The organism is Coleofasciculus sp. G2-EDA-02, assembly GCF_040226375.1.
Taxonomy (GTDB): domain Bacteria; phylum Cyanobacteriota; class Cyanobacteriia; order Cyanobacteriales; family Coleofasciculaceae; genus Coleofasciculus.
Map to the genome: position 1 here is coordinate 19593 of NZ_JAVKEW010000023.1, position 26408 is coordinate 46000.

The following is a 26408-nucleotide window of genomic DNA, read 5'->3' on the forward strand; positions in this document are numbered from 1 at the left end:
TTCAAAATTCCCACGATGAAGCCTAATTACGTTTTAATTGTAGGACAGGGTCGATCCGGAACCAACTGGTTACTTGATCTGCTGGATCTTAGCCCCTACACTCATTGTCGCAATGAACCGAATGAGCTAGACGCTTCTCCTCTGGCTCAACTTCCCTCACCCTTTGCGCGTCAACCTCTAGGTGATTCCTTCCCCCAGGAGTGGGATCAAGCGGTTGCGTTAACTTCATTAAGAATGGGCGATCGCGACAGAATCGCCACTCATCCCAAATCCTATATCTACGAACCCGTGCGTCGGTTAGGCGGCGCCTTAGTGCTGGGTAAACGCCGAGTGCGTCGGCTGCTTTCTCCGGCGTTCCCCAGTCTCGGACAATCAGAATGGTCAATCCCCTGGTGGTTTGCCCAAACCAATGCGCTCAAGCAAGCCACGACCATCTTAAAGCTAAATAGTACCCTAGCGTGGGCTGAGTGGGTGCTACTCAACCGAGTTGGTGCTTTAGTCATTCACATTGTACGGCATCCTGGAGGATATATGAACTCCTGGCAGAAGCGATGTGTGGCGGGTTTGGGACTTGACCCTGTAAATGTAAAAAAGGATAACGATGAACGCCTCAGACAGGTTGTAGAAAGTGACCCCCAGTGGGCGGAACTTTTTGGTAATATAGACACCATGCCTATTGAAGAGTCGGAATTGTGGTATTGGCGCTACATTCACGAAACCCTTTACCAGGTTGGTCATGAACGCCCCAATTACATGCGGCTGATTTATGAGGACTTGGTTGCTGATCCTGTACAAGTCATGAAGACTATCTATGAAAAATGCAATTTGCCGTGGACAACCGAAATAGAGAGAGAAATATCTAACAGTGCGTCCCGTTCAAAATCAATTGCCACAGCATGGCATAAAAAGTTACAGCCAGAACAGGTAGAATTAGTCAGGCGGATTCTCAATGGTAGCTTTATGGCTCAATGGTGGGAGGAATAGGATTTACATCTAAAATTCTTTCCTTCAAGTGATAATACCTAATTTATGGGAAACTCCCTTCAACACGTCTTTAAAAAACTCATAGTACATCTGCCCAATCTGTGACCAAGCAAAACGTCGTTCAACCAGTTCCCGTCGCCCACTAATATCTTCAGGGTTGTTAAGCTTTAGCGCCTGATGAATACCAGCAATCACCTGCGCTTCTTCAGTCGTATCGACTAATACCGATGTTTCCTCTAACATCCACTGAGTTACCGCACTCTCATGAGTCACAATTGGCAATCCTGTCGCCAACGCCTCAATATACACATTCCCAAACGGTTCATCCAGACTCAAATGTAACACCAAATCAGCCGCCCGATAAAGGTCAGGCATTTTCTCACGGGGCAGTTTTTTCCAGTGAAACCGCCCCGCCATCAGTTGCTGACCCAAGTTATTCACTTTTTCCCGTTCTGGACCATCACCACAGACAACCAGATGTAAATCTTCAATCTGGGACACCGCCCGAATTCCCTCAACCACTCGCTTAGAGGGAATCAACGCACTCACCATCAGCACCACCGGAACGTCCCTGGGTAACCCCAATGCTTCTCGTTCCACCTGACCCGGTGAAAATTGCTCTGGATTAACCCCATTGGGAATTAATCGGCAAAACCACCGATCCTTATTTCGCTCAAAATACTCGGGATTCGTACAAACCAATCCATCGCAGCCAAAGAAACGATACTCCCGTCGGTTAGCATACGCTGGATAATCCCCATTTTGGGTAACAAATACGTGAGCAGGTCGGCGTTTCCCCCCCCTTGTCCGCAGAAACCAATTTAGAAACGGATAGCTACAGGTTACCGTCAAATCAAAATCACTAGGTCGATACCGCCGACTTAATCCCGGTAGAAACGTGAATTCTTCATAAACATACTCCGTGCGAAATAGAGGAACCTGGGGCAAATTCTCGAAGCGTTCGCGGGGGATGTTGTCGATATGCACAAAGGTATAGGGTTGATGATCCCGCCCTTCCCCCGACCCAAACAGGGTAACGCTTACCCCTTCAAGTTGTGCCAGTTCCCTAGCAATGGATTCAAACGCCACTTCCGCACCCCGCACCACACGGTGCAAGCCGGGTAGGACAAAAGCGATACGCATGGGTTGGTTATCATTGGTCATTGGTCATTTGTGAATCAGGAATTTCCCGCGATCGCGATTCTAGTAGTGCAAGCTGATACTCGTTTCTCGCTAGCGCTTCCACGCTTCTGTTAGGGATGAAAGAAGCACCTGTGGAAGCCATGTAGGGGCAACCCGCTTGCACATCTGTGTCAACTTAAGCTCAACCCCTCACCCCCAGCCCCTCTCCCAACCCCCCTCGTTCCCCCCTACAAGAGGGGGGAGGACTAAGGATGTTTCACTTTTGTTGCACGGGAGAGGGGAGCAAGAGAATCCGGTTCCCCTTCTCCCCACGGTCCGAAGTTGGGGTTAGGGGATGAGGGGGAAATGTCGAGGAGTAGATAGACACAGCTTAAAACCTTGCCAGCATTGCTTTTCTACCTTAAGTTGACACCAATACCGACTTACATCAATCAACAACTGGAGTAATACTCATCCGAGGTGAATTATACTATTTAATAAGGTATTTGTCTCCTCTTGGCTTAAGGGCACGACAATGTCGTACCCCTACAAAATAAAACTATAATAGCCCCCGAATGTTAAATACCCCCATCTTCCTCTGACAGGACTCAAGTAGATTATTCCCAAATCTATGAACGCCAAAACTTCTCCCCCCCTATTTATCTCAATCCTCAATTACCGCACACCCAAGCTAGCCATAGAATGTTTAGAGTCTCTCGTCAGTGAAGTCCAAGCCCTACCCGGTACTCGTGTCATCGTAGCGGATAATGATTCTGGCGATGGTTCAGTCGAACAAATAAGCGCGGCGATTGAAACCCACAATTGGGGTGACTGGGCGTCGGTTCTCCCCCTGGATCATAATGGAGGCTGTGCCTTTGGCAACAACGCGGCGATTCGTCTGGGATTAGAATCCGATAATCCTCCCGACTACATTCTCTTACTCAACCCCGATACCATCGTTAAACCCGGTGCGTTGCAGGTGCTAATCAACTTTATGAATGAGCATCCGGATGCAGGAATGGCGGGTAGCCGCTTAGAACTCCCCGATGGTACACCCCTGCTTTCTGCCTTTCGCTTTCACACCATCCTGAGTGAACTGGATAGAGGCTGGCGCTTAGGTATCTTATCAAAACTGTTAGATAAATGGATTGTAGCACCTCCCATGTCAGAAACCACCTGTCAAATCGATTGGGTGGGGGGGGCGAGTATGATTGTGCGGCGCGAGGTGTTTGAACAGATTGGTTTGCTTGATGAAGGGTATTTCTTGTATTACGAAGAAGTAGACTTTTGCCTGCGGGCGCGAAAAGCGGGTTGGACCTGTTGGTATGTCCCTGAGAGTGTGATTATCCATATCGTGGGACAAAGTACGGGCGTAACAACTCCCACAGACAGTCCCAAACGCCTTCCCCAGTACATGTTTGATTCCCGGCGACGCTATTTCCTAAAAAATCACGGTTGGCTGTATACGGCGCTAGCGGATATGGCTTGGTTGTCTGGATACGCAGTGTGGCGAGTGCGTCGTGTCTTGCAAGGAAAACCGGATCGAGACCCGCCCCAGTTACTCAGTGATTCGATTCAAAATAGTGTGTTTTTTAAAGCCAAGTTAGACCAAATTGGCAAATTTTGAGGGTTAGATTTTTACTGCCAAGATTATCTTGGCGGTTAGAAACCGCAGCTACACAAACAAAACCTGCCTTCGCAGGTTAACTAGGGGAAGACTTTATTTACACGATTCATATTAAACTAGAGGTAGGTTGGGTCTCGTGCCTCGACCCAACAAGAACTCAATAGAAGTTAGTTGGGCAAGTCATACCAAATCCGGGTTAGCAACCCCCGTTATAAGCTAGTCCGCGTAGGCGGACTTTGTTTGTGTAGCTGCGACTTCTAGTCGCCAGGGCAAAAAAGGGGTTCCAAAGGCGGATTTGGTATCAGTTGGGTTTCACTTCGTTCAACCCAACCTACAAAAGTGAATACAAAACTTAACTATTACATACTCCCGGATGCATCCCTGGAGTCAATAAACTTATAAAATATGGACAAAAGGTATGGGAACAATAAACTGAGATGTATAATTCCCCGCTTGACGCACCTTATTCACAATCTCATCGCGATAATTCCAGGCGGTTAACAGGAAATAATCAGGGGGATTCTCCTGAGATTCTTCCTCAGAAATCACTTTAACATTTGACTTGGGTAAATATTTCCCCTGCTTCATCGGGGTACTATCCACACAGTATTTAATCTCTTTATCCGTTAATCCGATGAAATTCAACAACGTATTCCCCTTAGCCGTCGCCCCATAAGTATAAATCGTCCAGCCGCCATCCCTTAACCCCGTAATCAATCGACTTAACGTGTCCTTAATTCTCCAGGTATTCTCGACAAAATGCTTAAACGCTGAGGGGGTGAGTAAGAGATCCTCCTGAAGCGTATACTTCCCTACCGCTGAACTAATCTTATCATTGGCGCTGACTTTCTTGGCGACAAAAACAATCGACCCCCCATGGATAGGCGACATAATAATATCCACCAAATGCATATTATGAATCGCCAGCAGCGCTTTCATCGAGCGGATGGAATAGTAGAACATGTGTTCATGATAAATTTGGTCGAACTCATTGTTCTCTATCGTATTCAACAAATAGGCATTTTCAATCACAAAAAAGCCAGAGTCATCCAACATAAGTGTCACCCCCTTAAGCATCCGATGGGGGTCACAGTTATGGGCAAAGCAGTGACGCGCTAGAATAATATTAGGGTTACCAAATTGATCTTTGAGTTTGACCGATGATTCTTCATTGAAAAAGTCGCAAACCGTCTCAATCCCTTTCTGATTCGCAATTTCACTAATTTCCTGAGCTGGATCAATGCCAACCACTTTAGCCACATTGGGTTTAATATGGTCTAAAAATAAACCCACATTACTACCAATCTCTAAGGCAAAGGAATTACTGGTTAAATAATTATTTTTGAATAAGAACGACTGAAGAAAATCATAATGGCGGGACAGCAATGTAGACGAAGGCGTTACATAGAAATAATCTTTATAGAGGGCTTCTTCATCCAAGCAGTCTCGCAACTGGACATTGCCGCAGTTATCACAAATATCTAGAACTAGGGGATAAGAGTCCTGGACCTGTTCGGGCGATTTTTTCAGGGAGTTTGCAGGGGGTGAGGTTCCCAAATCCAGGAGTATGGATACCTCGGCTGAACAAATCCGACAATTCATAAAATTTTACGTCCTATCAATCTACTATGTATTGTACTCGACTTTATGATGTTGCTAGTATTAGCGGTAGAATTCATTAACATCTAACCCATGTCTAGCGTAGAGCCAGATTGGAGCCGAGAAAAGCTTAGCTGTTGGTGGGATCCCCGTAACCAACTACTCAAATCTATCCGCAATTATCAAAAGTGGCAAGCGAGGGGAGGTATTCTGGGTGCATTAATCCGCCGATTCTATGTCCTACCGTATCGCTTCTGGAGTGTAGTAACCGGTAGCGAAATCCCCCTAAACTGCCAAATTGGTGGGGGGCTACTCCTGGTACATCCCAATGGTATAGTCATTAACCCATCAGCATCGATCAGACCGAATTGCAGTATTATGCATCAGGTGACGATTGTCAGGAATGTCAAAATTGGTGCACATGTCTTTATCGGAGCTGGCGCAAAAATAGTTCGTGAGGTGAGTATTGGTGACTATGCGAAAATTGGTGCGAATGCGGTGGTTCTCTATGATGTGCCAGCAGGCGCCACAGCCGTCGGAGTACCTGCTAGAATTATAAATCTTCCCCAGTCGGAAACTTTACCGACTTCTCAGTTGGAAACCTCTATCTCTGAGAAAGCTTAACAACGATCGCACTATCCCTATTCCCCAGAGTTCCAGACACAGCGAGGTTTTCGGGTCATGTTCACCAATCCACCATGGCTGATTATCGTGGAAATAATCCTATTGGCGATCGCACTCTCCCTTCTTGTCCCCATCGGGATGCTGTTCATCGAGTGTTTCGCCGCCCTCTTCCCACCGCGTCAACACCCAGAAGCCCCCCCAGACTCCCCTCCCCCCATAACCGTGCTAATTCCCGCCCACAACGAAGCTTCTGGAATTAGCACAACCCTAAAAACAATAGCACCCCAGCTAACCGACCAAGACCAACTGGTGGTTATTGCCGATAATTGTACCGATGAAACCGCCGCGATCGCACGTCAATTAGACGCAACGGTAATCGAACGCCAAGACACGGAACACCAAGGCAAGGGATATGCCCTAGACTATGGCATAAAGTACCTAGCCACCGACCCACCCGATATCGTGGTACTGGTGGATGCTGACTGTATCGTACATGAAGGCGCGATCGCGAAACTCGCTCAACGTGCTAATACGTCCAAAAGACCCACCCAAGCTATTTACCTGTTGGAACAACCCCCCAACCCCAAACCCAAGGATACCATTTCCGCCCTATCGTTTCGGGTGAAAAACTTAGTTCGTCCCCGTGGATTAGCGCGACTGGGATTCCCCTGCTTATTAATGGGTACGGGGATGGCGTTCCCTTGGTCAGTCATTCACCAAGCGCCCCTGGCGAGTAATAATATAGTCGAGGATATGCAGCTTGGCATCGATTTAGCCATAGCTGGACATTCTCCAGTATTTTGTTTAGACGCTAGAGTAACCGGGTGTCTCCCCCAGCAGCAGGAAGCCGCCAAAACCCAACGCACCCGTTGGGAACATGGACACTTACAAACCTTACTCACCCAAGTCCCGCGACTCCTTGCCCAGTCTGTGTTTCAGCGACGGGTTGACTTGTTCGCGATCGCTCTTGATTTAGTTGTACCACCCCTTTCCCTATTAGTCATGATTTGGGTAGCGGCGATGGGGGGAACATTATTAGCAGCCATTGTGGGAGTATCTTGGATACCAGCGATTTTTGTGGGGTTAGAAGGACTATTAATTCTACTATCAATTATTGGGGCATGGGCTAAGTTTTGCCGTGAGGATATACCTGCACAGACGCTTTTAACTGTACCCTTTTATATTTTGTGGAAGATTCCCCTGTATTTGGCGTTTCTAGTCAAACCTGAGAATAAGTGGATTAGAACAGAACGAGATGCAGTGGATGTTCCAGAATCTTGATGGTTTCCCAATCTACCTGTGTAGAGACGCGCCATGGCGCGTCTCTACAATGTGTGGGGAATGCCCTTAACTCAACGCTTCTACATACTGATGAGGATAGGGATGGCGTTTCCCTAGTCCGTCATTCGCCAAGCACTCCTGGCAAATAATAATATAGTGAAGGTATAGGGTAAAAATCAATGAATGTGTCTTTAACTCCAGAACTAGAACAATTTATTCAACGTCAGATTGATACAGGAAAATACAATTCACCAGAGGAAGTAATTATTAGAGGTATCCAGTTATTAGCAATTATGGAACGTTTCGATCAAGGAAGCGTTGAAGTATTACAACCAACAAAACCCAAAACGGAATGGATGCCTGGTTTTTTTGAAGAAGTGATTGGAGGTTGGGTAGGAGAACCGCTAGTCCGCGAACCGCAGGGAGAGTATGAGACAAGGGAGACGCTATTTTGACCTACCTGCTTGATACGAATGTTTGTATTCGCTTGTTAAATAATACAAGTCCAGCGGTTACGACACGCCTAGCAGCGGAAAAACCCGAAACCATTTATTTGTGTACTGTCGTACAGATTGAGCTAGTTTATGGAGCCTATCGCAGCAGTAATCCTGAACGAAATTTAGTGACACTAGAACGATTTTTCATTCAATTTTCAATTTTACCTTTAGATGAAAAATCTGCCCAAGTTGCCGGACAGATTCGCGCCCAATTAGCGGCTTTGGGTACACCAATTGGTCCCTATGATGTACAAATTGCAGCTATTGCACTAGCGAATGATTTAATCTTGGTAACCCACAATACGGGCGAATTCAGTCGGGTGAATGGACTACGAATTGAGGATTGGGAAGGGGTGGGGTGAAAATAATCCAAGAGACGCGCCATGGCGCGTCTCTTCAATGTGTGGGGAAAACCCCTAACTCAACGCTTCCAGATAATCCCGCACCCGATTCCGCCGCTTGGGTTGGCGCAACTTCTGCAACGCCTTCGCCTCAATTTGCCGCACTCGTTCGCGAGACAGTTCCAGCGCCCGCCCAATCTCAGCCAAGGAATAGGGATGTCCATCGCCCAAACCAAACCGCATACAAATCACATCCCGTTCGCGACTGGTCAAATCAGCTAGGAGTTGCTGTAAATCCCGCTGTAAAGCCTCGCGCATCAATACGTCTTCTGGGGAGGTTTCCTCGGTTTCCAGTAAATCACCCAGTTCTGTATCCTTCTCCTTCCCGACTTTAATCTCCAAGGAAACCGATCGCGGAACTCGCATCAGCACTTCCCGTACCTGCGGCGCATCCATTTCCAACTCTTTGGCGATATCCTCAATCGTGGCTGTACGTCCTCGTTCCTGAGAAATCTTCCGCTGGGCTTTCTTAATCTTATTCAGCTTTTCGGTAATATGAACCGGTAAGCGAATCGTCCGACTTTGAGTCGCGATCGCACGAGTAATTCCCTGACGAATCCACCAATAGGCATAGGTACTAAACCGATACCCCTTAGTCGGATCAAACTTCTCAACTGCCCGTTCTAATCCTAAAGTTCCTTCCTGAATCAAATCTAGCAGTTCTAAACCGCGATTTTGATACTTCTTCGCCACCGACACCACCAGGCGCAGGTTGGCTTTAATCATGTGTTCCTTCGCCTGCAACCCTTGGGCTTGAACCTGTTCCAGTTCCTTAACCGTCAGTTCCGCTAAATCCGCCCAGCGCCGTTTCCCCGCCACCAGACTTGGCTTCAGGGTAGCCACATCCACCCCAGCAGTTGTCGCCCAGCGTTCTAAGGAGGGACGATGTCCTAACTGAGAGGCTAAACGGTCATGGGTTTCGATTAAATGAACGAAATGCTCAATAACTGGCTCCTCTGGTGTGGCGAACTTGACGCGCAAGTCCAGTAGTCGCATATAGCGCTGAACTTTTTGAGCTTCTGAGACTTCCTCATCTCGTCTCAATAAACGAACCCGACCGATTTCTTGAAGATATAGCCGCACCAAATCTGTGGTACGGCGGTTGGCACTTTTAGCAAAGCTAGTCGTGTCGATGTCCTCTTCAATATCTGGATCAACGAAATCATCCACAGGATTTTCTATATCGCCGTGGGTATCATGCAAATCCAGGCTGTAGGTAGGTTGGTCGTGGTCGAATTCGGTGTCGGTAAAAGGAGTGGCTGGCATAGTGATCTCTTAGATTACGACCGATAACGACACTTGATCGAAGTGTGTCATCACTTATTACTAGAATTCCCACCCTTGATGACCGGATAACAGCGTTTTTCGTTTTTCTCAGCGATAAGGGTTACCTGTTTTGCCAGGAAACCCTTACTAAGATTTACTGCTAACGCATCGCCACAGTTTCCGTTTTTACAGAATTCTCAGCATTTTGGGCTTAAACTCTGTCTTAGGTTAGATGACTGGGCTTCTCCTCTAGCAGATAGTATACGCGATACCCTTTTGGGGAATGAGTGACCTTAGTCAAAGGCTGTATTAATCTACATCACCCATCAGACGGATTCCAGAAAGATTATTGAGACTTGTTTGGGAAACCGTTTTTTGACCAGGGTATCATCCGCGAAAACTGGATGGATAGCATGGGGTTATACCGCTAACTCCATCTCTTTCTATTCCATTGTATAGAACAGGCGATAGGAAGTAGGTAACAATTTATATTTTGAACCCGTTTGTTGGGTGTCCGGTGTCGGCTATGGGGTGTCGGGAAAGGAACAATTGAACCTCTCTTGCTCCCCTCTCCCACCCCCGTGCAAAAAAAGCTCCCGCATCCTCTGGCTTCCCCCGTGCAAAAAAAGCTCCCGCATCCCCTGGTCTCCCCCGTGCCAAAAAAGCGAAGCATCCTATGGCTTCCCCCTTAAAAAGGGGGACGGGAGGGGGATCGAAAAGGGGGACGGAAGGGGGATCTCAAGGGGGACGGGAGGGGGATATCAAGGGGGACGGAAGGGGGAACCAAAGCCCTTAGAGTTCGCACGTCTGGAAAGGGCGCACGTCGGTGCGCCCCTACGGAATACCGCTGATTTTCAAAACGTCACTCAGGGTAGGACAGTATGTTGGTAAACCGAATGTCTGGGGATTTACTGGGTTTTGATAGGTGAAATGGCGATAGTTGAGGCAAAATCGATCCCACGCCGCCATCTGAATCCGGAATAAGATAATTAATAGATTCGCTAGTCCAATCGATAAGGGGACTCGAAGATAAATTTTTTTACCCAAATAAGTACAGACTTCTTCTACCGCCTGATTCACGGTGAGGCGCGGATTTCCTAAGACTAAACGATTTGTCGATAATACGTCACCCGTGTTCGCTGTCAACTCCTGACTCGGAGGATGATTAACCAGATAGCACACTACCTGAGCGATATCCTGGGCGTGCATAAAGTGGAAACTCCCATCGGCTTTGAACCAACGAATTAAGTCCATCCATTTGACTACATCCTTAATTCCTGATGAAATATGGGAGTAAGGTTTACGCTCATCTCCCCCCAATACCAACGTGGGAAACACTGTAGTAATTTTAGGCGCGATCGCTAATTTTGAGAGCTGCTGTAAACAGTCATATTTGGAACGGATATAGTCGGTTCCCAGTTGACCGGCTTGTTTGAGTAACTGGTTTTGCTGATTGAGAATGCTAGCAGTGGAAAAATAAATGACTTGTTCACAACGTTGTGTATTCAGCAAATCCAGCAACCGCAGGGTTTTGACTACATTAATATCAAAAACTTCCTGTACTCCTCCCCAAGCGGTTGCTGCCAAAATAGCTACATCTACAGTTTTAAGCAAATCGCCAAACTGATCAATCTGCCGTAAATCAGCTTGACAAATTGTAATACCCGGACGAGCATGGTAGTCAAATCCTAATTTATCTGGATTTCTGACCAATAAATACAACTCGTGATCCGTTTGTTGAATTAAAGTTTCGGCGACATACTGACCGATACAACCACTAGCACCGGTCATGAAGATTCGCTTGGGAGCCATTTGATTTTAGATCTTGAATATCCTAATCCTAGCTCAACCGATATTACATTATGTAAATATTAGGCTTGTCGTAAGGGCATTGGTCCCTAGATTCCTTTGGGTAACATGGGTCAACCCAACTGACAATCTATTCCACGATTTTAGCTGTATGATCCACCTAAATTTGTGTCAGGGGCAGATTGAGTCGCATCTGGGTGATGGACGAAACGACAATAGTGAAATCCTACCTCTACATTTGGATAGGGCGGGTTTTGAATAAACTTTATCATCAATAGCGACACGAAAGCCCATAAACCCGCCCCTACAGACGCGCAATGTCCGACAGACGTAGGGGTTCTCGCATTCGTTTCCAGATTTATCGGTTTTCTGTCAACATACCAGCACGAAGGCTTCGCCCAATCCCCTGTTCCCCAATCTCATTACGCACGAACGGTGAGCAATTGATCAACTTGTTTGGCTGTTTCAAAGAAGAACCTGACGTTATCTTCTGGGGTTCCCGGTAATACACCATGACCCAAATTAAAGATATGACCTCTGTTTCCAGCTTTACGAATCGTATCCAAAATGCGATCGCGGATAAAATCCTGTGACCCAAATAACACGCCAGGGTCCATGTTACCCTGAACGTTCATTTTATAGCCTAACCGCTGTCGCGCTTCTGCCATATCCACCGTCCAGTCTACGCTGATAATATCCACACCGGATTTACCCATGCGCTCTAATATACCTGCACTCCCACTGATATATAAAATCAGAGGCGTATCTGGATGGGTGGCTTTCACCTGCTCAACCACTCGCTGCTGATAGGGTAAGGCAAAGGTATCGTAGTCTTGGGGACTCAGTTGACCCGCCCAGGAATCGAACAGTTGCACGACTTGGGCGCCATTATCAATTTGATAACGTACATAAACTGCGATCGCGTCGGCTATTTTACCCAGAAACTCATGCAGCATGGCAGGTTGGGAAAATGCCATCCCTTTAATAATCGAGTAATTTTTGGAACTTTTCCCCTCAATCGCATAAGCGGCTAACGTCCAAGGCGCACCGACAAAGCCTAATACAGCGGCTTCGTTACCGACTTCCCGGCGCAGCGCTTGTAAAATCTCCCCGACAAATGTTAATTTTTCTAACTCTAAGGGATGAAGCCCGTCAATTTGTGCTTGGGAGCGAATCGGCGGATCAATAATTGGTCCTTTGCTTTCGATAATATCAAAAGGAATACCGATTCCGGGTAGGGGAGTGAGGATATCAGAAAATAGAATCACCCCATCCGGACGAAACGCCTTCCAGGGTTGGAGGGAAATTTCAATAGCAATTTCGGGAATTTCCGAGCGTTCCCGGAAACTGGGATACTTATCGCGTAAATCCCGATAGGCTTTCATATATCGACCCGCCTGTCGCATCATCCACACCGGCGGACGTTCTAATTCTTCACCACGAGCGGCTCGTAATAAATAAGGAACCTGGGTTAACCCAGTCATCAAAATACCTCCGATGTAGGAAACTCGTTTTCGATGCATTTGTTAGCTTACCATTCCGGGCTGACGATTATTTATTAATTTTTCCAACATAATGTTCCCTGATCCCCATCCAGTTCAACCCAGCGTCCCACAGGCAAAGCCGCGTTGACACCATCGTGACCAAAGGGAAAATCGGAGACAATGGGGATATCTAGATCACTTAAGCGATCGCGTAATACCTTTTCAACCGTCCAACTTGACACATTCTGGGGGGGATAGCAGCGGCTAAACCGTCCCAAGGCAATCCCCTTAACCTTTTGAAACATGCCACTCATCCGCCATTGAGTCAACAGGCGGTCAATTCGATAAGGCGCTTCAGTCACGTCCTCTAACGCCAGAATCGCCCCATCCAACGGTGGTAGAATCGGCGTACTCAGTAAATGGGTTGCCACAGTCAGATTCCCTGGCAAAAGCCACCCCCTCACCTTACCCCCGCCCCAACCCTTCCCAGTTAAGGGGGACACAGAGCGTCCTTCTACACAGTCAAATAAGCGATTTAGCGACCATTCCGGTTCACTGGCTAATGTGGTTAAGACTGGACCATGAACACTGCCAATTCCCACCCCAGCTAGACTCCACAAGAGACAGGTAATATCGGAAAAGCCAATCAGCCATTTTTGGATAGGAGATTTTGGCTCAAGACTCCCCTGTTCCCCAAGCAGGGCGGGTTTAGTCAAGTTATCGGTTTCTTGAGTAGCGTTATCGGTCAAACCCGCCCCTACAACCTGGGGTGATATTACCGGGGAAGTCCACGTCCAGTCTTCCAGAAGACGAGCGCTACCATAGCCACCTCGGGTACAAAGAATCCCCTGACATTCTGGGTCATACCAAGCGGCGGCTAACTGCTGGCGTCGTTGGTTATCTGTACCCGCCAGGTAACCATCCCTAGCATCCCAATTCGCTGGTAATTCAACTCGATAACCTCGACGACGCCAAATTTCCACTCCCTGATGGAATGCGTCAACCTCTCTTAACGCACCACTCGGAGCAATCACCCGTAGCAAATCGCCCGATTGTAAGGGATAGAGCTGATTTATATTCACCAAATTTACCTCACGGTAGAGACGTAGCATACTACGTCTCTACACATCACCATCATCGCCATCATCACCATCTACTAATACCGTTACTCCCCCTCTAACTCAACCGCGCCGTGCATTCAAGAATCAACTTTTGGTTAACTAAAGAATAGGGTTGAATTTCCAACGCCCTACGAAAGGCTGTAATTGCCCCTTGATAGTCTCCCAACGCCGCATGGCACAATCCCAAACCATGCAGCGCCCCAAAATGAATAGGATTAAGTTGGATAACCTGCTGACAATCGTCTCTTGAGTTTTGATACTGTTTAAGTACGTAGTAAAGAACGGCTCGTCGATTCCACGCTTCGGCAAAATCAGGTTGCTCTCTAATAATCTGGGTCAGCAGCGCTTCAGCTTGGGCTGCTTCCCCACGTTCTAATAAAATCTGTGTTCGTTCCAGCCGTTCCATACCGGAGATTCCCTTTTGATAGAACCAGATACGCCATAGTGCTTCGGTTGCCTGCTTGCGGACATTTTCGTCAGGGTTTTTTAAGTCCTCCAGTAAGGAATTGATGGATGATTCACTCATATCTTGTCCTCTTATCTAGTATGTAACGGATTACTCAGATTGATACCCACTACCTTATTTTCCCGCCAAAATTTGAATAGAGTCCAGATTATTGCGAGTAAAGATTCCATAAACTTTACGGATGTACCAGTCTTATGACTGCATTTTGTAAAATGGGCAGACTGATACTAAGTTCGCTTACTGTGCTGGTTTTTTGCGGGAAACATAGCTAGGAGAGTCATTCTAGCTGTTCCACTCCAGCAAGGATGTTGAACAAACTAGAATTCAAGCAGTCAGTCCAACTCCCACAAGGGAATGTGTCTCCGCCGCTAGGAGGTTATATGAGTCCTTCTGTGAATCGGTCTTCCGACTCACCCAAGTCTTCTGGTGAAAATCTGCCAGAAGCATCCAGTGTGCAACCGCCACACCCAGCCCCGCCCAATGGCAATTCTCAAAACGTGACTAACTCATCTACTACAACGGATTCAACCGGGACAATGCCATCAGATGTCCAACGACAACAACCTATTCCTCCGCCCAGTGAACCCATGCAGTACCGAGCAATCGGTCTGATTCGGGGAAAATATATGCCCTCTGCTGAGCAATTGACACGGGGTACTCTACTCGCAGATGACGGTACCTTAATTGATGCCGTCTTACTTGGTCGGGTCATGAGTTTGGTGAAAAATCATCTTGATTTAGCTCTATCCCATCTTTGGGTAGTTTATCCTCGCACGAGACAACAAGACGGAAATTTGCACGTCCAAATTGTCGGTGTTTGGGAACCTGAAACACTCAATCAAAATCAAACAACGGCTTCGGAATCAACCGACTCGCCACCGGAAGAGTCAACCCCTGAGGCGCAAACGTCTCCAGATAATTCTCAACCTGAACCAACAGAGCAATTACCAGAAGGTTATTTTTCAATTCGGGGTCAAGTCATTTACCAGTCGCGGGAGAATGAAGACGTTATTGTCAAAATCAAACAGTCTCCCCGTAAAGAGTCAGAGAAAACCAAATTTTTCAAGCTTCAGCTCAAGGGATTGCTTGGGGAAAAGGTGATTAATCACTTTTGGGATTTGCACGTCAAACTGCATACCAATACCCTGATGATTGAGGAAGGCAATGATATTGGTATGGTTCATGCACCCAAAAGGCGATCCAATAAGAATTTTCGCCCACGCCAAGGGTCAAGACCTAAAAAGAGTTCTCCCCGTCGTGGTGCAGGCGAAACAACAGGAACAGGAACCTCACTCAAGCGTTCAGAACCCTTATCCAAACCGGTTCAACGTAGGGACAAGCCAGGTAAAGGTAATTCCTAAGAGCGATTCCTGATAGGCATTGAGCAGGATTCCGCCGCCTATTCTATGCTTCTACCTCATTGGTGAAGTGGTAGTTAGCGGCGGTTATAGGACGTTAAACCTGTAAAGTGCTAATATAACAAAGGACAAATGACAGATGACAGATGACGCCAATCCCACGACCTTCAGTCGTGGGATTGGCTTAATCTATAGTTATTTGAGCGCCCCAGCGATCTTGAGGCAGAAAGGAACGATCCATGGGAATGGATGCCACGGGTTCGGTGAGAGTAAATTCTCCCCTTTCAATCCATTGCTTTAATTCCAAAGCAACTTGCCGTGAGAGAAATAGACTTGCCAAGGGCGCCGTCCGCACAGATTTGCCGTCAATGGTAATGCGCCCCTGCTTCAGTTGAGCATAGCTGACTAATCCAAAGGTGGGACGAACGCGACGGGGGATCGAGAAATCAACCACTGGGGCGACAATCTCTTGATCCGACACGGCACAATGCTGAACAACCTCTTCACTCAAGACAGGTAAGGGTACACCAACGCCCAACATCAGAGACGGACCATAATTTTTAAAGTAGCAACCCCGTACCCACTTGGGATTCATCTGCTTGGCATCCCCAATTAATGCTAATGTAGCGGCAGGACCAATGGGCGTGTGATTGGGAAGGCGTTTCTGCAGGGGAAAATGTTGAGTCCCTTCCCAAGCGATGTAACCAATACCCCCACCCAAGAAAATTTTCGTGCCAATTCCAATCAATTTGAGTTCAGGATCGTTAAGGAGTGGGGAAATAGCTCCAGGATTGGAATAGACTGCATTACTCAGTCTGGGCTGGAGCGGACCTAGATAAGTGTACAAGAGGCGATCGCCCCCATTGACGCCGACGATAAAGTTTTGATACAGATTGCGCGGATTGTAGAGATAGAACTGGTTAATCGTTTCGCGAGTAATCGTCGTATCACAAGAGACTCTAGGATAACAGTCTGTTACCTGTCCAATCGCTCGTAACTGCACCGATTTACCAGCAATCAAGTCTTCAATCACATGGGAACCACCCCGTTCCCTAGATTCCTCAACCTCTGGCAGATCTCCCATATCGGTAGAGTCCACGACTTGAGTCGCGCCCAAATACAAATCCACTGCACCAAAGCCAGCATAAGCAGGTACACCATCTAACCAACATTTACGAATCTTAATCGGGGGGTCTGTGTGACCTAAATTAATAATCGCGCCAGAGGACTCCATCGGCTCAAATGTACCTGTGGTAATCACATCGACGTTCTTAGCCGCCTGAGTAACACCTATCTCGGCGACTCGCGCTTTTAATTCCTCGACCGTCCAGACGACTGCACGACGATGGTGAATTTTGTCATTGATGTCAGCTAGGGTTCGCACAATCAACAGTTGTCATTGGTCATTGGTCATTCTTCATTTGTAAGGGTTTGAGGAATATTTACAAAATTTAACAGAGTTCGGTTTATTTCCATCAACCTACTTAGGGGCTCTTTTCACTATTATCGTTTTTTTCCCGCTCTAATGTTACTCAACCTGCCCTGATGGGTTGACAAGTCGAGAATTGGGCGTAGAGACGTAGCTACGTCTCTACATTGCGTCTTCTGCTTCCCCGGCTCCCCCGGCTCTCCCGGCTCCCCCTGCTCCCCCGGCTCCCCCGGCTCCCCCGGCTCCCCCTGCTCCCCCGGCTTCCCCGGCTCCCCCTACTCCCCCGGCTTCCCCGGCTCCCCCGGCTCCCCCGGCTTCCCCGGCTCCCCCGGCTCCCCCTGCTTTCCCTGCTCCCCCATCCCTTAGGGTATCAGCAGTGGGAGAAACAGCAAAGGTTGTTGCTACAGGTTGAGCATCCTTGTGACTCGGATGATGCCATTGGTCAAGAATATCTTTGACTAGAACCTCCTTGAGCCAAACCTGAGCCACTACCGTTAGGGGAAGCGCTAAGAATAATCCTAAAAATCCAAAGAAGGTCACGAAAAATAACTGGGCGAGCAAAGTTATGGCGGGTAGCAGGGATACCTGCTGCGCCATAACTAAGGGCGTGAGTAAATTAGTTTCAACCTGCTGAATCACAATATACAGAATCAATACAGCCAAGGCTTTCCAGGGCGAATCCAGCAGCGCGATCGCTATCGGTGGGATCACACTCAACGCGGGTCCAATATTGGGAATAAATGTCAAAATTCCAGCTAACGTAGCTTGTGCCAGTGCCAGGGGAACCCTTAACAGCAGTAAGCCGAAAAAACTCAACAAAGAAATAACTGCCATATTAAACAGAATACCCGCTAGCCATCCTCGTAACGATTCATTACACCGTTGCAAAATCTCATCTACTCGACGCCGATAAAATGATGGAAAAATGCGAACAAAACTTTTCCGATAAGGGTTAGGATCGGCAAGGAGCATCAGTGTTAAAATCAGGACAAGCAAACTATTAAGCAGAACACCCAAAGCATTATTAAAAAATGTGACTCCACCCCCTAATACACGATTAATTAAGGGAGGAAGCTGTTGCAGCAACTGGTTAATATCTGGGATATACTGATCGAGCAATCCCGATGAAATATCCGCTTCTATGGCTTCTATCCACTCACCTAATTGTTCGATACCCTGGGGAACCAACTCACTCAGTTGTAGAAATTGCTCGGCAAAAGGAGGTACAATTAGGAAGTAAAATACGACCAAAACACACAGTAACAGAAAAAGCGATAGCAGAACCGCGAAAAAACGCTGCATTCCAGAGCGTTGGAATCTTCCCACCAAAATATTCAAGGCATTAGATATCACAATTGCAGCAAATATAAGCATTAAAATCTGCCTAATTTGCCACAAAATAAATAGTGAAATAATAAAGGCAAGTATACCAATCCATTTACCCAGACTCACTGCCCTACCTCCACGTTACTCTGGTTTGATCATGCTGGAATTCCCCAACTCCCTCATCTGCCCCATCTCCCCTATCTACCCTATCTACTTTATTATCAATACAGACTGAAACAAAAAACAACTTTTGCCATGCTGCACTAGAACACCAGTTCCATAAATGTAATACAAATGTCTGTAAAGTACTTTTTTCTATCCGATGGCTGGACTGTGGGACGAGTTTGGGAGTTTGGAGGACTCTGGAATGTTAATGCTTGGCGACGGGAACCCGAAATCATCCGTCTAAACCTTTGCATCCTGGAACAGGGGGAAAAGTTATGGCTATATCGGGTTGAGGATGCGGTACTGATGGTAGAAGTTAAACCGACACCGGAAGCCTCACCCCAATCCGCAAAAACCATTGGTCAAGTCGTCCTCAAACGTTTGATGAGTGCTGAACAAGTGATTGAGCGATTGACCACCGCGCCGAGTGTTTTGAATCTCTCCTCAGAAACTGACGATTCTTGATTAGCGATTGGATAGAGACGTAGCATGCTACGTCTCTACGTTGGGGCAGGCACTGTTGAGCAAGCGCGTTGGGTCACAACTCAAAACTTCCCCTTGGCTTGCAATCGTTTCTAACAAAAGTTACACTTCTTTAAAGTCAACTGACTCGCCTAGCACTTATGGAACATAGAGGTTAACCTCAAAAAGTAATCGGTTCATTCCTCTAGGCGGGTAAGATCAATTTCTAATATCTTGATTCAAAAGAAGCGTCAAAGTAGAAACTCTATCTCTAGGAGGAGCGTAGTCGATGGGACTACCGTGGTATCGAGTACATACAGTCGTCCTGAATGATCCAGGGCGTCTGATTGCTGTGCATCTGATGCACACTGCCCTTGTGGCAGGCTGGGCTGGTTCGATGGCTTTGTACGAACTAGCAATATTTGATCCGAGTGATCCAGTCCTCAATCCCATGTGGCGTCAAGGAATGTTCGTGATGCCGTTCATGGCGCGTTTAGGGGTCACTGACTCTTGGCGGGGTTGGAGCATTACTGGGGAAACAGCGACAGATGTCGGCTATTGGTCCTTTGAAGGTGTCGCGGCGGCTCATATTGTTCTGGCAGGTCTGTTGTTCTTAGCAGCCTGCTGGCATTGGGTTTACTGGGATTTAGAACTGTTTAGAGATCCCCGCACCGGCGAACCGGCGTTGGATTTGCCGAAAATGTTTGGCATTCACCTGTTCTTGTCGGGTCTTCTCTGCTTTGGCTTTGGTGCATTTCACCTGACTGGGCTTTTTGGTCCGGGAATGTGGGTATCTGATCCTTATGGTCTAACGGGTAGCGTTCAACCTGTAGCCCCAGCGTGGGGTCCTGAAGGATTTAACCCCTTTAACCCAGGCGGTATCGTGGCTCACCATATCGCTGCAGGTATTGTCGGAATTATTGCTGGACTTTTTCACTTAACAGTTCGACCCCCAGAGCGACTTTTCAAAGCGCTGCGGATGGGGAATATCGAAACAGTACTCTCTAGCAGTATTGCCGCTGTATTCTTTGCAGCGTTCGTCGTGGCGGGTACGATGTGGTACGGTTCTGCGGCTACACCGATTGAACTGTTCGGTCCAACCCGTTACCAATGGGATCAAAGCTATTTCCAGGAAGAAATTGATCGCCGTGTGGAACTGGCGATGGCAGACGGAGCCAGCCGCTCAGAGGCGTGGAATCAGATTCCGGAGAAGCTGGCGTTCTACAACTATATCGGCAACTCTCCAGCTAAGGGCGGTTTGTTCCGCACCGGTCCAATGGACAAGGGTGATGGTATTGCCCAAGCTTGGTTGGGTCATCCGGTATTCACCGATGGCGAAGGTCGGGAATTGACGGTGCGCCGTATGCCTAACTTCTTTGAAACCTTCCCGGTCGTTTTGACCGACGCCAATGGCGTTGTTCGTGCGGATATTCCATTCCGGCGGGCTGAGTCGAAATATAGCTTTGAGCAAACAGGTGTCACGGCTAAATTCTACGGTGGTCTTTTGGATGGTCAAACCATTGAAGAACCAGCGGTTGTCAAGCAGTATGCCCGGAAAGCTCAACTGGGTGAGCCGTTTGAATTTGATCGCGAAACCTTAAACTCTGACGGGGTGTTCCGTACTAGTCCACGGGGTTGGTTCACCTTCGGTCATGCGGTTTTTGCTCTGTTGTTCTTCTTTGGTCATATATGGCATGGTTCCCGGACTCTGTTCCGAGATGTATTTGCTGGGGTTGATCCTGACCTAGACGAGCAAGTCGAATTCGGTCTGTTCCAGAAAGTGGGTGATAAGACCACTCGGAAAAAAGAAGCCGTGTAAAACAGCAAGACTTCGTTAATCGGTAGAGGGCAAAAGAAAAAGTACTTTTTCTTTTGCCTCTTTCGCTATTGTGGTTGATCGATATAATAATATTCCCTCGTCTTCAGACAGGGGAGTGTCAATGAGCAAGTTAAACTGGTAGTACAGTAGATAATTGGGTAAGTTGTGACATGGAAAGCCTCATTTATACATTTTTCTTGATTTGCGCTCTTGGCGTTCTGTTTTTTGCTATCGCCTTCCGGGAACCGCCTCGGATTGAAAAGTAGCGATGGCGGCGCTGTTCTCCCTCTGAGCAAGCGTTCTCGTCTCCCTGATGATGAGCGAATTTTATCAGTTCTATAGGATACCCTGAGCCGAATACGGTCTATCTGATTACTTTTGCCGATAGGGATTCGAGTCGGAGGAAATTAGATAGACCCGTATCGGCTCAACTTTCTGTATTTAACTGGATTCGGCGAGAAGTCCCGCGCTGTACTTTTATGTAAGCGTCGGGATGAACGAAGGGAGAGAAAAAACTGATTTTTATAAACTTATGCTTTTCACGCATTACCATCAATTACTTGCATGTGTTAGAATAAAGTAGATAGGCTAGAACTCTAGCCAAAAAACCGCCCGCGAAAACCAAGCTGCACAAAAACATTATTCTGCCTTGGAAGGGCGGCTGCGCGGGTTCTCCTAATGGGAGATAAAGGTTAGATAACTAACCAGAGATGCTGAGTAAGACCGATATACTTTCGGGTATTGAGGCATCGGCGGACGAGACGCGAAGCCTGCATCATAATCTTCGATTTGATGTAGGTAGTTCACCCAGTCTCTAAAGACTTGCTACTATGCGATGCCCCTATTGTCAGCACACCGACAGCCGCGTTTTGGAGTCTCGTTCAACAGAAGCAGGACAAAGTGTTCGGCGTCGTCGGGAGTGTTTGCTTTGTAAACATCGCTTCACGACTTATGAGCGGATTGAATTTGTACCGATTACTGTCCTGAAGCGGGATGGCAAGCGGGAGTCCTTTGACCGTTCTAAGTTGTTACGGGGAATGGTTCGGGCTTGTGAAAAAACAGGAATTTCCCAACGACGTCTGGAAGCGATAGTCGATGAGATTGAAGCTGAAGTTCAGCAGCACTATGGACGGGAGGTCACCAGTAATGAAGTGGGTGAGTTAGTCCTGCGCTACCTGCGACACGAGAGTGAAGTGGCGTATGTCCGGTTTGCCTCAGTTTATCGAAAGTTTCAGGGCATTCGGGATTTTATCGAAACCCTAGAGCATCTCAGAAATGATGCTGAACTAGACAACCCAGGGATGCCGCCTGTACCACCAGCTATCCCGAAGGATTCTGATGATTCGGAGACATCAGCCTCCCTGGTTACTCCCGCGTCAGAGGAGCAACAGGTTTTACGGTGAGAGGCGCTAAACCCTTATCAGATAGAGGTTTTATCATTTTAGGCTACCCGTATATCCGATTTCATGAAGTTTTGTGTACTTCTAGATCTCAACAGGGCGCTCCAGATTGAGTTATAATTACCTGTCTGGACTTTATTAAATCTTTTAAAATAAGGTTAGGTTGAGACAAAGCAATGTAGGTGTAGGTGGCACAATACCGACGTGCGAGTACATCGACAGGAGGCATAGTCATTACGGAGATTAAACAAGGAAACACAACGCACATGCTCAGTCAGAAAACAAATACAATAGATATTGGCTTCACTCACGACGATTTTGCCGCCCTCCTCGACAAGTACGATTATCACTTTAGCCCTGGTGATATTGTCGCAGGTACAGTATTCAGTCTGGAGCCAAGAGGCGCTCTGATTGACATTGGTGCTAAAACCGCCGCTTATATTCCCATACAGGAGATGTCAATTAATCGGGTTGACGCCCCGGAAGAAGTATTGCAGTCAAATGAAACGCGAGAATTTTTCATTTTGACTGACGAGAATGAAGATGGACAGCTCACCCTTTCCATTCGGCGCATTGAGTATATGCGGGCTTGGGAGCGGGTACGGCAGCTTCAAGCGGAAGATGCGACAGTTCGTTCTTTGGTTTTTGCCACAAACCGAGGTGGGGCGCTGGTTCGCATTGAAGGACTACGGGGTTTTATTCCCGGTTCCCATATTAGTACTCGCAAACCGAAGGAAGATTTAGTGGGCGAAGAACTGCCGCTAAAATTCTTAGAGGTAGACGAAGACCGAAACCGTCTGGTTCTCTCTCACCGTCGCGCTTTGGTTGAACGCAAGATGAACCGCTTAGAAGTCGGTGAAGTCGTCGTGGGTTCGGTACGGGGTATTAAGCCTTACGGTGCATTCATTGATATTGGTGGTGTGAGCGGATTGCTACACATTTCGGAAATTTCTCATGATCATATTGACACGCCTCACAGTGTCTTTAATGTCAATGATGAATTGAAAGTGATGATCATTGACTTGGATGCTGAACGCGGTCGGATTTCTCTGTCCACGAAGCAGTTGGAACCTGAACCGGGAGATATGATCAATAATCGGGATCGAGTCTACGAGAAGGCAGAAGAAATGGCTCAGAAGTATCGGGAGAAGATGCTGGCACAACAGCAAGGCACTAATCCTGAATCTCCAGAGCCAGAGTATGAAGTTGAAGAAGAAGAGTTTGTATCAGCGACGGAAGAGTAATCTCGGCGTAAGGACAGATTTATCTAGTTGTGGGGGGAGAGGGGGAGCAATAAGACCCACGCCATAGTTTTTAATTTGGCGTTGGGATACACTGGACTTCCCCACCTCTTTTTTTTTAACTGTACTTTTGCAGGACTTCAACGGTTTTCTGTCCGGTTTTTGCCCAACTAAATTGGCGGGCGCGTTGGAGTCCGAGGGTGCTAAGGCGCGATCGCAGTTGGGTGTCGGTGGCGATAGAGTCCATAGCCGCCGCGAGTTCTGAGGTGTTGTAAGGGTTCACTAGGATAGCCGCATCACCTGCGACTTCTGGGAGGGCGGAGAGGTTAGAGGTGATTACCGGAGTACCACAAGCCATGGCTTCTAGAACCGGGAGTCCAAAGCCTTCCCAGAGACTGGGAAAGATAAGTGCGATCGCGCTGTTGAGAAGTATGGGTAGTTGGTTGTAGGGAACATAGTTGAGAAATTTGATTTGATGGCTTAAGCCGAGGTGGTTGGCTTGGGATTGAAGTTTAGGGGTGTAACGTTGATCACTTGACCCAGCAATCCACAGTTCATAGTCGCCGCAGTTGGGAAGTGTGGCAAAGGCGTCGATTAGTCGGTGTAGGTTTTTATAGGGGTCATGACGTCCGATGTAGAGGAAGTAGGGGTTGGGGTGGGCTGATGTTGCTTCGTGGGGCTTTTTGGGAAACGCAGAGGGGCGCAGAGGTTGGCGCAGAGGGACGCAGAGGGGGTGAAAGTGGTTGGTGTCGTAAGCTAGGGGAATGGGTGTGATTTTGGTGGCGGGGATGGGGTAATAGTCGGTAATGTCTCTGGCGGTGGCTGTGGAGTTACAAATAATGTGTTGGGCTTGGTTGAGGATTTGGGGGATGTAGTAACGGAAGTAGGGGGTGAGGGGGGAGTTAGGTTTGGGAAAGCGTAGTGGGATTAGGTCATGAACCATGACGACATAGCGACAATTGGTATTAAGGGGGGCTTCGGGGATGGGAGAAAAGAGGAGGGGGGAGTTTAAGCTGTGGTAGAGGCGGGGAAGTTGGAGTTGAGTCCATAAAAGGCGACGGAAGTGTCCTTTTGTTCCTTGGGCGGGGCTGAGATTGGCGGGAACAGGGTAGCGGATAAAGTCAGAGGCGAGGGGGAAGTGCTTTGAGGCGATGGGTGAAATGAGGAGGGTGGGATTCAGGGGTTTTAAGTAGGGGAATAGGTTAGCCGCATACGTGGCGATGCCAGTGGGTTGGGAAAATAGAATGGAGAGGTTGATTAAAAGGGGGGAAGACAAGGTTGAATAAGCGATTGAGGAATTCATGAACTGAGTAGAGATTTATAGGCGTTTAGGGTTTCCTGTGCCGTTCTTTCCCAAGAGAATAATTTAGCTCTTTCTTTGCCCTTTTGAATTAATTTCTGGCATAATTGGGTGTCACTGATGATTTTTAAGATAGCGTCGGCTAACTGTATGGGGTCGTTGGGATCAATGAGAAGGGCAGCATCTCCAGCGACTTCGGGGAGAGATGAGGTATTGGAAGTAACGACGGGTGCTCCTAGGCTCATGGCTTCGAGAACCGGAAGACCAAAGCCTTCGTAGTGGGAGGGATAGACAAAGACATCAGCTTTAGAGTAGAAAAGGGCAACACGTTCGTCTGAGAGGTAGTCAAGATGATGGATATGGTGATTCCAGGGAGAGTTCTCCATGGCAGCAAATATGGGTTTATGATGCCAGCCTTTTTGACCGATGAGGATTAGATGATGCTCGATTTTATGTTTTTGTTTGAGGTAGTTAAAAGCAGCAATTAGAGTAGTAATATTTTTTCTCGGTTCTATGGTGCTGACAAAGAGGATATAGGGGTAGGAGAAGTCGTAGTTAACAGATGGGTTAGAGGGAACAAATACATCAGAAGCGTAGCGGCTGGCTAGGGGCGTGACGTGGATGCGGTCGGGATTTACGTTGAGATATTCAATAATATCATTTTTGGAACTTTCGGAGATTGTGATCACTAAATCTGTCCAAGTTAGACATTTTTTTACGCGCTTTGAGTAGGTCTTAACTACGGAATCAATATAATCAGGATATTTAAGAAAAGTCAGGTCATAAATTGTCAGTACTTTTAGACTATTCGGATAAGGAAAAACGGTATAGTTAGTCCCATGTATAATCGTGGGTGAGTCAAGGTGATGTTCTAGATGGCTTGAAAAAAGTCTAGGAAAGTAATCGAGAATAACGTTAGTAAATTTAACGGGTAAAGGTAGGAAATAGCGGTTTGAATAGCGAGAAAGCGAGTTGGGAAAGTCTCGGCGGAGGCGTAGCCAGTTTCTGAGTCCAGGTTGGTATATTAATGCAAGTTGAAAGTTTTCTTGGTATTGGAGAGGATAAAGATAATGAATTAGATTGGCTACGTAAAAACTGATACCACTGGGCTTAATGGAAAAAGGAGTAACATCAATTCCAATGCGATACATAAATGATAATCAACTTACTTTATTTAATTATTTTCAGGTCAAATACCTAGTACACAATCAAGCTTATTCTTCTGATTTCTTGTTTGAAATAGCCTGCCTTAATTCAATCTGTTGTTTGAGTAAACTTATTTCTTGAATAAGAAGTAAATTTAATTTTTCTTGTTTATTGACTTTGATTATTAAACGATAAAGATATATAAAAACACACACAAATAAACCTCCAAATAGTATAATAAATGGAAACTCAACCCCGACTATATGAGCTAAATATACTACAAGTTTAGGAGCAAAAACAAATGTCCCCGGAAATATAGCTAAGGAAGAAAGCAGCAACAAATCGTATAAATCTATCGTATTTTTAATGGTTTTTTTAAGCAATAAAAACAGATAGAGTATCATAAAGATTAGTACAAATACAACCGTCTGAGGTGTGGGACTATAAGTCATAGGTTTGTTTAAAAATCGTTTTCTTCATC

General features: G+C 47.0%; 26 protein-coding genes. 13 read left to right on the forward strand and 13 right to left on the reverse strand.

All coding sequences use genetic code 11. The annotated features are described in order from the left end of the window. The first annotated feature begins 15 nt into the window (after window positions 1-15). The gene (locus tag RLO19_RS02015) at window positions 16-984 is read left to right on the forward strand and encodes a sulfotransferase (protein WP_446353381.1); all 969 of its coding nucleotides are present in this window, start codon (window positions 16-18) and stop codon (window positions 982-984) included. 24 nt (window positions 985-1008) lie between these two features. Here the strand turns inward: RLO19_RS02015 and RLO19_RS02020 are convergent, their stop codons facing one another. Both RLO19_RS02020 and RLO19_RS02025 read right to left on the reverse strand, forming a co-directional pair. Beyond that, a complete protein-coding gene (locus RLO19_RS02020; RefSeq protein ID WP_446353383.1) occupies window positions 1009-2148 on the reverse strand; it encodes a glycosyltransferase family 4 protein in 1140 nt (379 codons plus the stop codon). Then, a complete protein-coding gene (locus RLO19_RS02025) occupies window positions 2138-2269 on the reverse strand; it encodes a hypothetical protein (protein WP_446353385.1) in 132 nt (43 codons plus the stop codon). The genes RLO19_RS02020 and RLO19_RS02025 overlap by 11 nt, the downstream gene beginning before the upstream one ends. 468 nt (window positions 2270-2737) lie before the next feature. Here RLO19_RS02025 and RLO19_RS02030 point away from each other — a divergent pair, with 468 nt between their 5' ends. Then, window positions 2738-3733, forward strand: a complete 996-nt coding sequence (locus tag RLO19_RS02030) for a glycosyltransferase family 2 protein (RefSeq protein ID WP_446353387.1) — start codon at window positions 2738-2740, stop codon at window positions 3731-3733. Between the two features lie 396 nt (window positions 3734-4129). Here RLO19_RS02030 and RLO19_RS02035 read toward each other — a convergent pair whose 3' ends face one another. After that, window positions 4130-5335, reverse strand: coding sequence for a class I SAM-dependent methyltransferase (locus RLO19_RS02035; protein ID WP_446353389.1), 1206 nt, complete (start codon window positions 5333-5335; stop codon window positions 4130-4132). Window positions 5336-5425: 90 nt separating this feature from the next. Between RLO19_RS02035 and RLO19_RS02040 the strand changes: the two genes are divergently transcribed. From RLO19_RS02040 to vapC, 5 genes are read left to right on the forward strand one after another with little or no spacing between them, the layout of a single operon-like run. Next, entirely contained in the window at window positions 5426-5956 is a 531-nt protein-coding gene (locus tag RLO19_RS02040) for a serine O-acetyltransferase (protein WP_446353391.1), read from the forward strand. A 57-nt stretch (window positions 5957-6013) separates the two neighbouring features. Beyond that, window positions 6014-7237, forward strand: a complete 1224-nt coding sequence (locus tag RLO19_RS02045) for a glycosyltransferase family 2 protein (protein WP_446353393.1) — start codon at window positions 6014-6016, stop codon at window positions 7235-7237. Continuing rightward, window positions 7237-7386, forward strand: a complete 150-nt coding sequence (locus RLO19_RS02050) for a hypothetical protein (protein ID WP_446353395.1) — start codon at window positions 7237-7239, stop codon at window positions 7384-7386. The genes RLO19_RS02045 and RLO19_RS02050 overlap by 1 nt, the downstream gene beginning before the upstream one ends. A gap of 30 nt (window positions 7387-7416) precedes the next feature. Beyond that, window positions 7417-7692: a ribbon-helix-helix domain-containing protein gene (locus RLO19_RS02055; protein WP_446353397.1), complete on the forward strand. Its 276-nt coding sequence runs from the start codon at window positions 7417-7419 to the stop codon at window positions 7690-7692. Then, window positions 7689-8096: a type II toxin-antitoxin system tRNA(fMet)-specific endonuclease VapC gene (vapC, locus tag RLO19_RS02060; RefSeq protein WP_446353399.1), complete on the forward strand. Its 408-nt coding sequence runs from the start codon at window positions 7689-7691 to the stop codon at window positions 8094-8096. The genes RLO19_RS02055 and vapC overlap by 4 nt, the downstream gene beginning before the upstream one ends. Window positions 8097-8150: 54 nt before the next feature. Here vapC and sigC read toward each other — a convergent pair whose 3' ends face one another. The 5 genes from sigC to RLO19_RS02085 all read right to left on the reverse strand — a co-directional run bounded on the left by sigC (window position 8151) and on the right by RLO19_RS02085 (window position 14341). Then, the gene (gene sigC, locus RLO19_RS02065) at window positions 8151-9401 is read right to left on the reverse strand and encodes an RNA polymerase sigma factor SigC (RefSeq protein WP_446353401.1); all 1251 of its coding nucleotides are present in this window, start codon (window positions 9399-9401) and stop codon (window positions 8151-8153) included. A gap of 834 nt (window positions 9402-10235) precedes the next feature. Then, on the reverse strand, window positions 10236-11213 hold the full coding sequence (locus tag RLO19_RS02070) for an NAD-dependent epimerase/dehydratase family protein (protein ID WP_446353403.1): 978 nt from the start codon (window positions 11211-11213) through the stop codon (window positions 10236-10238). Window positions 11214-11632: 419 nt separating this feature from the next. Then, entirely contained in the window at window positions 11633-12694 is a 1062-nt protein-coding gene (gene hemE, locus RLO19_RS02075; protein WP_446353647.1) for a uroporphyrinogen decarboxylase, read from the reverse strand. 74 nt (window positions 12695-12768) lie between these two features. After that, window positions 12769-13806: a S66 peptidase family protein gene (locus RLO19_RS02080; RefSeq protein ID WP_446353405.1), complete on the reverse strand. Its 1038-nt coding sequence runs from the start codon at window positions 13804-13806 to the stop codon at window positions 12769-12771. A 64-nt stretch (window positions 13807-13870) separates the two neighbouring features. Then, on the reverse strand, window positions 13871-14341 hold the full coding sequence (locus RLO19_RS02085) for a tetratricopeptide repeat protein (protein ID WP_446353407.1): 471 nt from the start codon (window positions 14339-14341) through the stop codon (window positions 13871-13873). A 245-nt stretch (window positions 14342-14586) separates the two neighbouring features. On the opposite strand from RLO19_RS02085, the gene RLO19_RS02090 reads away from it, so the two are divergent. Further along, the gene (locus RLO19_RS02090; RefSeq protein ID WP_446353409.1) at window positions 14587-15642 is read left to right on the forward strand and encodes a hypothetical protein; all 1056 of its coding nucleotides are present in this window, start codon (window positions 14587-14589) and stop codon (window positions 15640-15642) included. A gap of 181 nt (window positions 15643-15823) precedes the next feature. Here RLO19_RS02090 and RLO19_RS02095 read toward each other — a convergent pair whose 3' ends face one another. Both RLO19_RS02095 and RLO19_RS02100 read right to left on the reverse strand, forming a co-directional pair. Beyond that, window positions 15824-17023, reverse strand: coding sequence for a homocysteine biosynthesis protein (locus tag RLO19_RS02095; RefSeq protein WP_446353411.1), 1200 nt, complete (start codon window positions 17021-17023; stop codon window positions 15824-15826). 207 nt (window positions 17024-17230) lie between these two features. Further along, complete coding sequence (locus tag RLO19_RS02100; RefSeq protein ID WP_446353414.1) at window positions 17231-18520, reverse strand: AI-2E family transporter; 1290 nt, start codon at window positions 18518-18520, stop codon at window positions 17231-17233. A gap of 168 nt (window positions 18521-18688) precedes the next feature. Here RLO19_RS02100 and RLO19_RS02105 point away from each other — a divergent pair, with 168 nt between their 5' ends. The 5 genes from RLO19_RS02105 to RLO19_RS02125 all read left to right on the forward strand — a co-directional run bounded on the left by RLO19_RS02105 (window position 18689) and on the right by RLO19_RS02125 (window position 23484). After that, window positions 18689-19024 (forward strand): hypothetical protein, encoded by a 336-nt coding sequence (locus RLO19_RS02105; RefSeq protein WP_446339779.1) that lies wholly within the window; start codon window positions 18689-18691, stop codon window positions 19022-19024. 286 nt (window positions 19025-19310) lie between these two features. Next, window positions 19311-20840 (forward strand): photosystem II chlorophyll-binding protein CP47, encoded by a 1530-nt coding sequence (psbB, locus tag RLO19_RS02110; protein WP_446353416.1) that lies wholly within the window; start codon window positions 19311-19313, stop codon window positions 20838-20840. Between the two features lie 170 nt (window positions 20841-21010). Then, window positions 21011-21106: a photosystem II reaction center protein T gene (locus RLO19_RS02115; RefSeq protein WP_446339777.1), complete on the forward strand. Its 96-nt coding sequence runs from the start codon at window positions 21011-21013 to the stop codon at window positions 21104-21106. A gap of 564 nt (window positions 21107-21670) precedes the next feature. Beyond that, window positions 21671-22243 carry a transcriptional regulator NrdR gene (gene nrdR / locus RLO19_RS02120; RefSeq protein WP_446339776.1) on the forward strand — a complete coding sequence of 191 codons (573 nt, stop codon included), beginning with the start codon at window positions 21671-21673 and terminating at the stop codon, window positions 22241-22243. A gap of 263 nt (window positions 22244-22506) precedes the next feature. Then, a complete protein-coding gene (locus tag RLO19_RS02125; protein ID WP_446339827.1) occupies window positions 22507-23484 on the forward strand; it encodes a 30S ribosomal protein S1 in 978 nt (325 codons plus the stop codon). Window positions 23485-23599: 115 nt separating this feature from the next. Here RLO19_RS02125 and RLO19_RS02130 read toward each other — a convergent pair whose 3' ends face one another. The 3 genes from RLO19_RS02130 to RLO19_RS02140 form a co-directional block, all read right to left on the reverse strand. Then, window positions 23600-24784, reverse strand: coding sequence for a glycosyltransferase family 4 protein (locus RLO19_RS02130; protein WP_446353418.1), 1185 nt, complete (start codon window positions 24782-24784; stop codon window positions 23600-23602). Further along, window positions 24781-25932, reverse strand: a complete 1152-nt coding sequence (locus RLO19_RS02135) for a glycosyltransferase family 4 protein (protein ID WP_446353420.1) — start codon at window positions 25930-25932, stop codon at window positions 24781-24783. Before RLO19_RS02135 ends, RLO19_RS02130 begins: the two co-directional genes overlap by 4 nt. 63 nt (window positions 25933-25995) lie before the next feature. Beyond that, a complete protein-coding gene (locus RLO19_RS02140) occupies window positions 25996-26379 on the reverse strand; it encodes a DUF2304 domain-containing protein (RefSeq protein ID WP_446353422.1) in 384 nt (127 codons plus the stop codon). Window positions 26380-26408: the final 29 nt, after the last annotated feature.

Bases quoted from the DNA above. Each gene is read 5' to 3' on its own strand.
- RLO19_RS02080 (WP_446353405.1), bottom strand. From the start codon at position 13,806: ATGCTACGTCTCTACCGTGAGGTAAATTTGGTGAATATAAATCAGCTC.
- RLO19_RS02130 (WP_446353418.1), bottom strand. From the start codon at position 24,784: ATGAATTCCTCAATCGCTTATTCAACCTTGTCTTCCCCCCTTTTAATC.
- hemE (WP_446353647.1), bottom strand. From the start codon at position 12,694: ATGACTGGGTTAACCCAGGTTCCTTATTTATTACGAGCCGCTCGTGGT.
- RLO19_RS02070 (WP_446353403.1), bottom strand. From the start codon at position 11,213: ATGGCTCCCAAGCGAATCTTCATGACCGGTGCTAGTGGTTGTATCGGT.
- RLO19_RS02085 (WP_446353407.1), bottom strand. From the start codon at position 14,341: ATGAGTGAATCATCCATCAATTCCTTACTGGAGGACTTAAAAAACCCT.
- sigC (WP_446353401.1), bottom strand. From the start codon at position 9,401: ATGCCAGCCACTCCTTTTACCGACACCGAATTCGACCACGACCAACCT.
- nrdR (WP_446339776.1), top strand. From the start codon at position 21,671: ATGCGATGCCCCTATTGTCAGCACACCGACAGCCGCGTTTTGGAGTCT.
- RLO19_RS02025 (WP_446353385.1), bottom strand. From the start codon at position 2,269: ATGGCTTCCACAGGTGCTTCTTTCATCCCTAACAGAAGCGTGGAAGCG.
- RLO19_RS02035 (WP_446353389.1), bottom strand. From the start codon at position 5,335: ATGAATTGTCGGATTTGTTCAGCCGAGGTATCCATACTCCTGGATTTG.
- RLO19_RS02040 (WP_446353391.1), top strand. From the start codon at position 5,426: ATGTCTAGCGTAGAGCCAGATTGGAGCCGAGAAAAGCTTAGCTGTTGG.
- RLO19_RS02045 (WP_446353393.1), top strand. From the start codon at position 6,014: ATGTTCACCAATCCACCATGGCTGATTATCGTGGAAATAATCCTATTG.
- RLO19_RS02140 (WP_446353422.1), bottom strand. From the start codon at position 26,379: ATGACTTATAGTCCCACACCTCAGACGGTTGTATTTGTACTAATCTTT.
- RLO19_RS02115 (WP_446339777.1), top strand. From the start codon at position 21,011: ATGGAAAGCCTCATTTATACATTTTTCTTGATTTGCGCTCTTGGCGTT.
- RLO19_RS02105 (WP_446339779.1), top strand. From the start codon at position 18,689: ATGTCTGTAAAGTACTTTTTTCTATCCGATGGCTGGACTGTGGGACGA.
- RLO19_RS02090 (WP_446353409.1), top strand. From the start codon at position 14,587: ATGTTGAACAAACTAGAATTCAAGCAGTCAGTCCAACTCCCACAAGGG.
- RLO19_RS02055 (WP_446353397.1), top strand. From the start codon at position 7,417: ATGAATGTGTCTTTAACTCCAGAACTAGAACAATTTATTCAACGTCAG.
- RLO19_RS02015 (WP_446353381.1), top strand. From the start codon at position 16: ATGAAGCCTAATTACGTTTTAATTGTAGGACAGGGTCGATCCGGAACC.
- RLO19_RS02125 (WP_446339827.1), top strand. From the start codon at position 22,507: ATGCTCAGTCAGAAAACAAATACAATAGATATTGGCTTCACTCACGAC.
- RLO19_RS02135 (WP_446353420.1), bottom strand. From the start codon at position 25,932: ATGTATCGCATTGGAATTGATGTTACTCCTTTTTCCATTAAGCCCAGT.
- RLO19_RS02030 (WP_446353387.1), top strand. From the start codon at position 2,738: ATGAACGCCAAAACTTCTCCCCCCCTATTTATCTCAATCCTCAATTAC.
- RLO19_RS02020 (WP_446353383.1), bottom strand. From the start codon at position 2,148: ATGACCAATGATAACCAACCCATGCGTATCGCTTTTGTCCTACCCGGC.
- psbB (WP_446353416.1), top strand. From the start codon at position 19,311: ATGGGACTACCGTGGTATCGAGTACATACAGTCGTCCTGAATGATCCA.
- RLO19_RS02050 (WP_446353395.1), top strand. From the start codon at position 7,237: ATGGTTTCCCAATCTACCTGTGTAGAGACGCGCCATGGCGCGTCTCTA.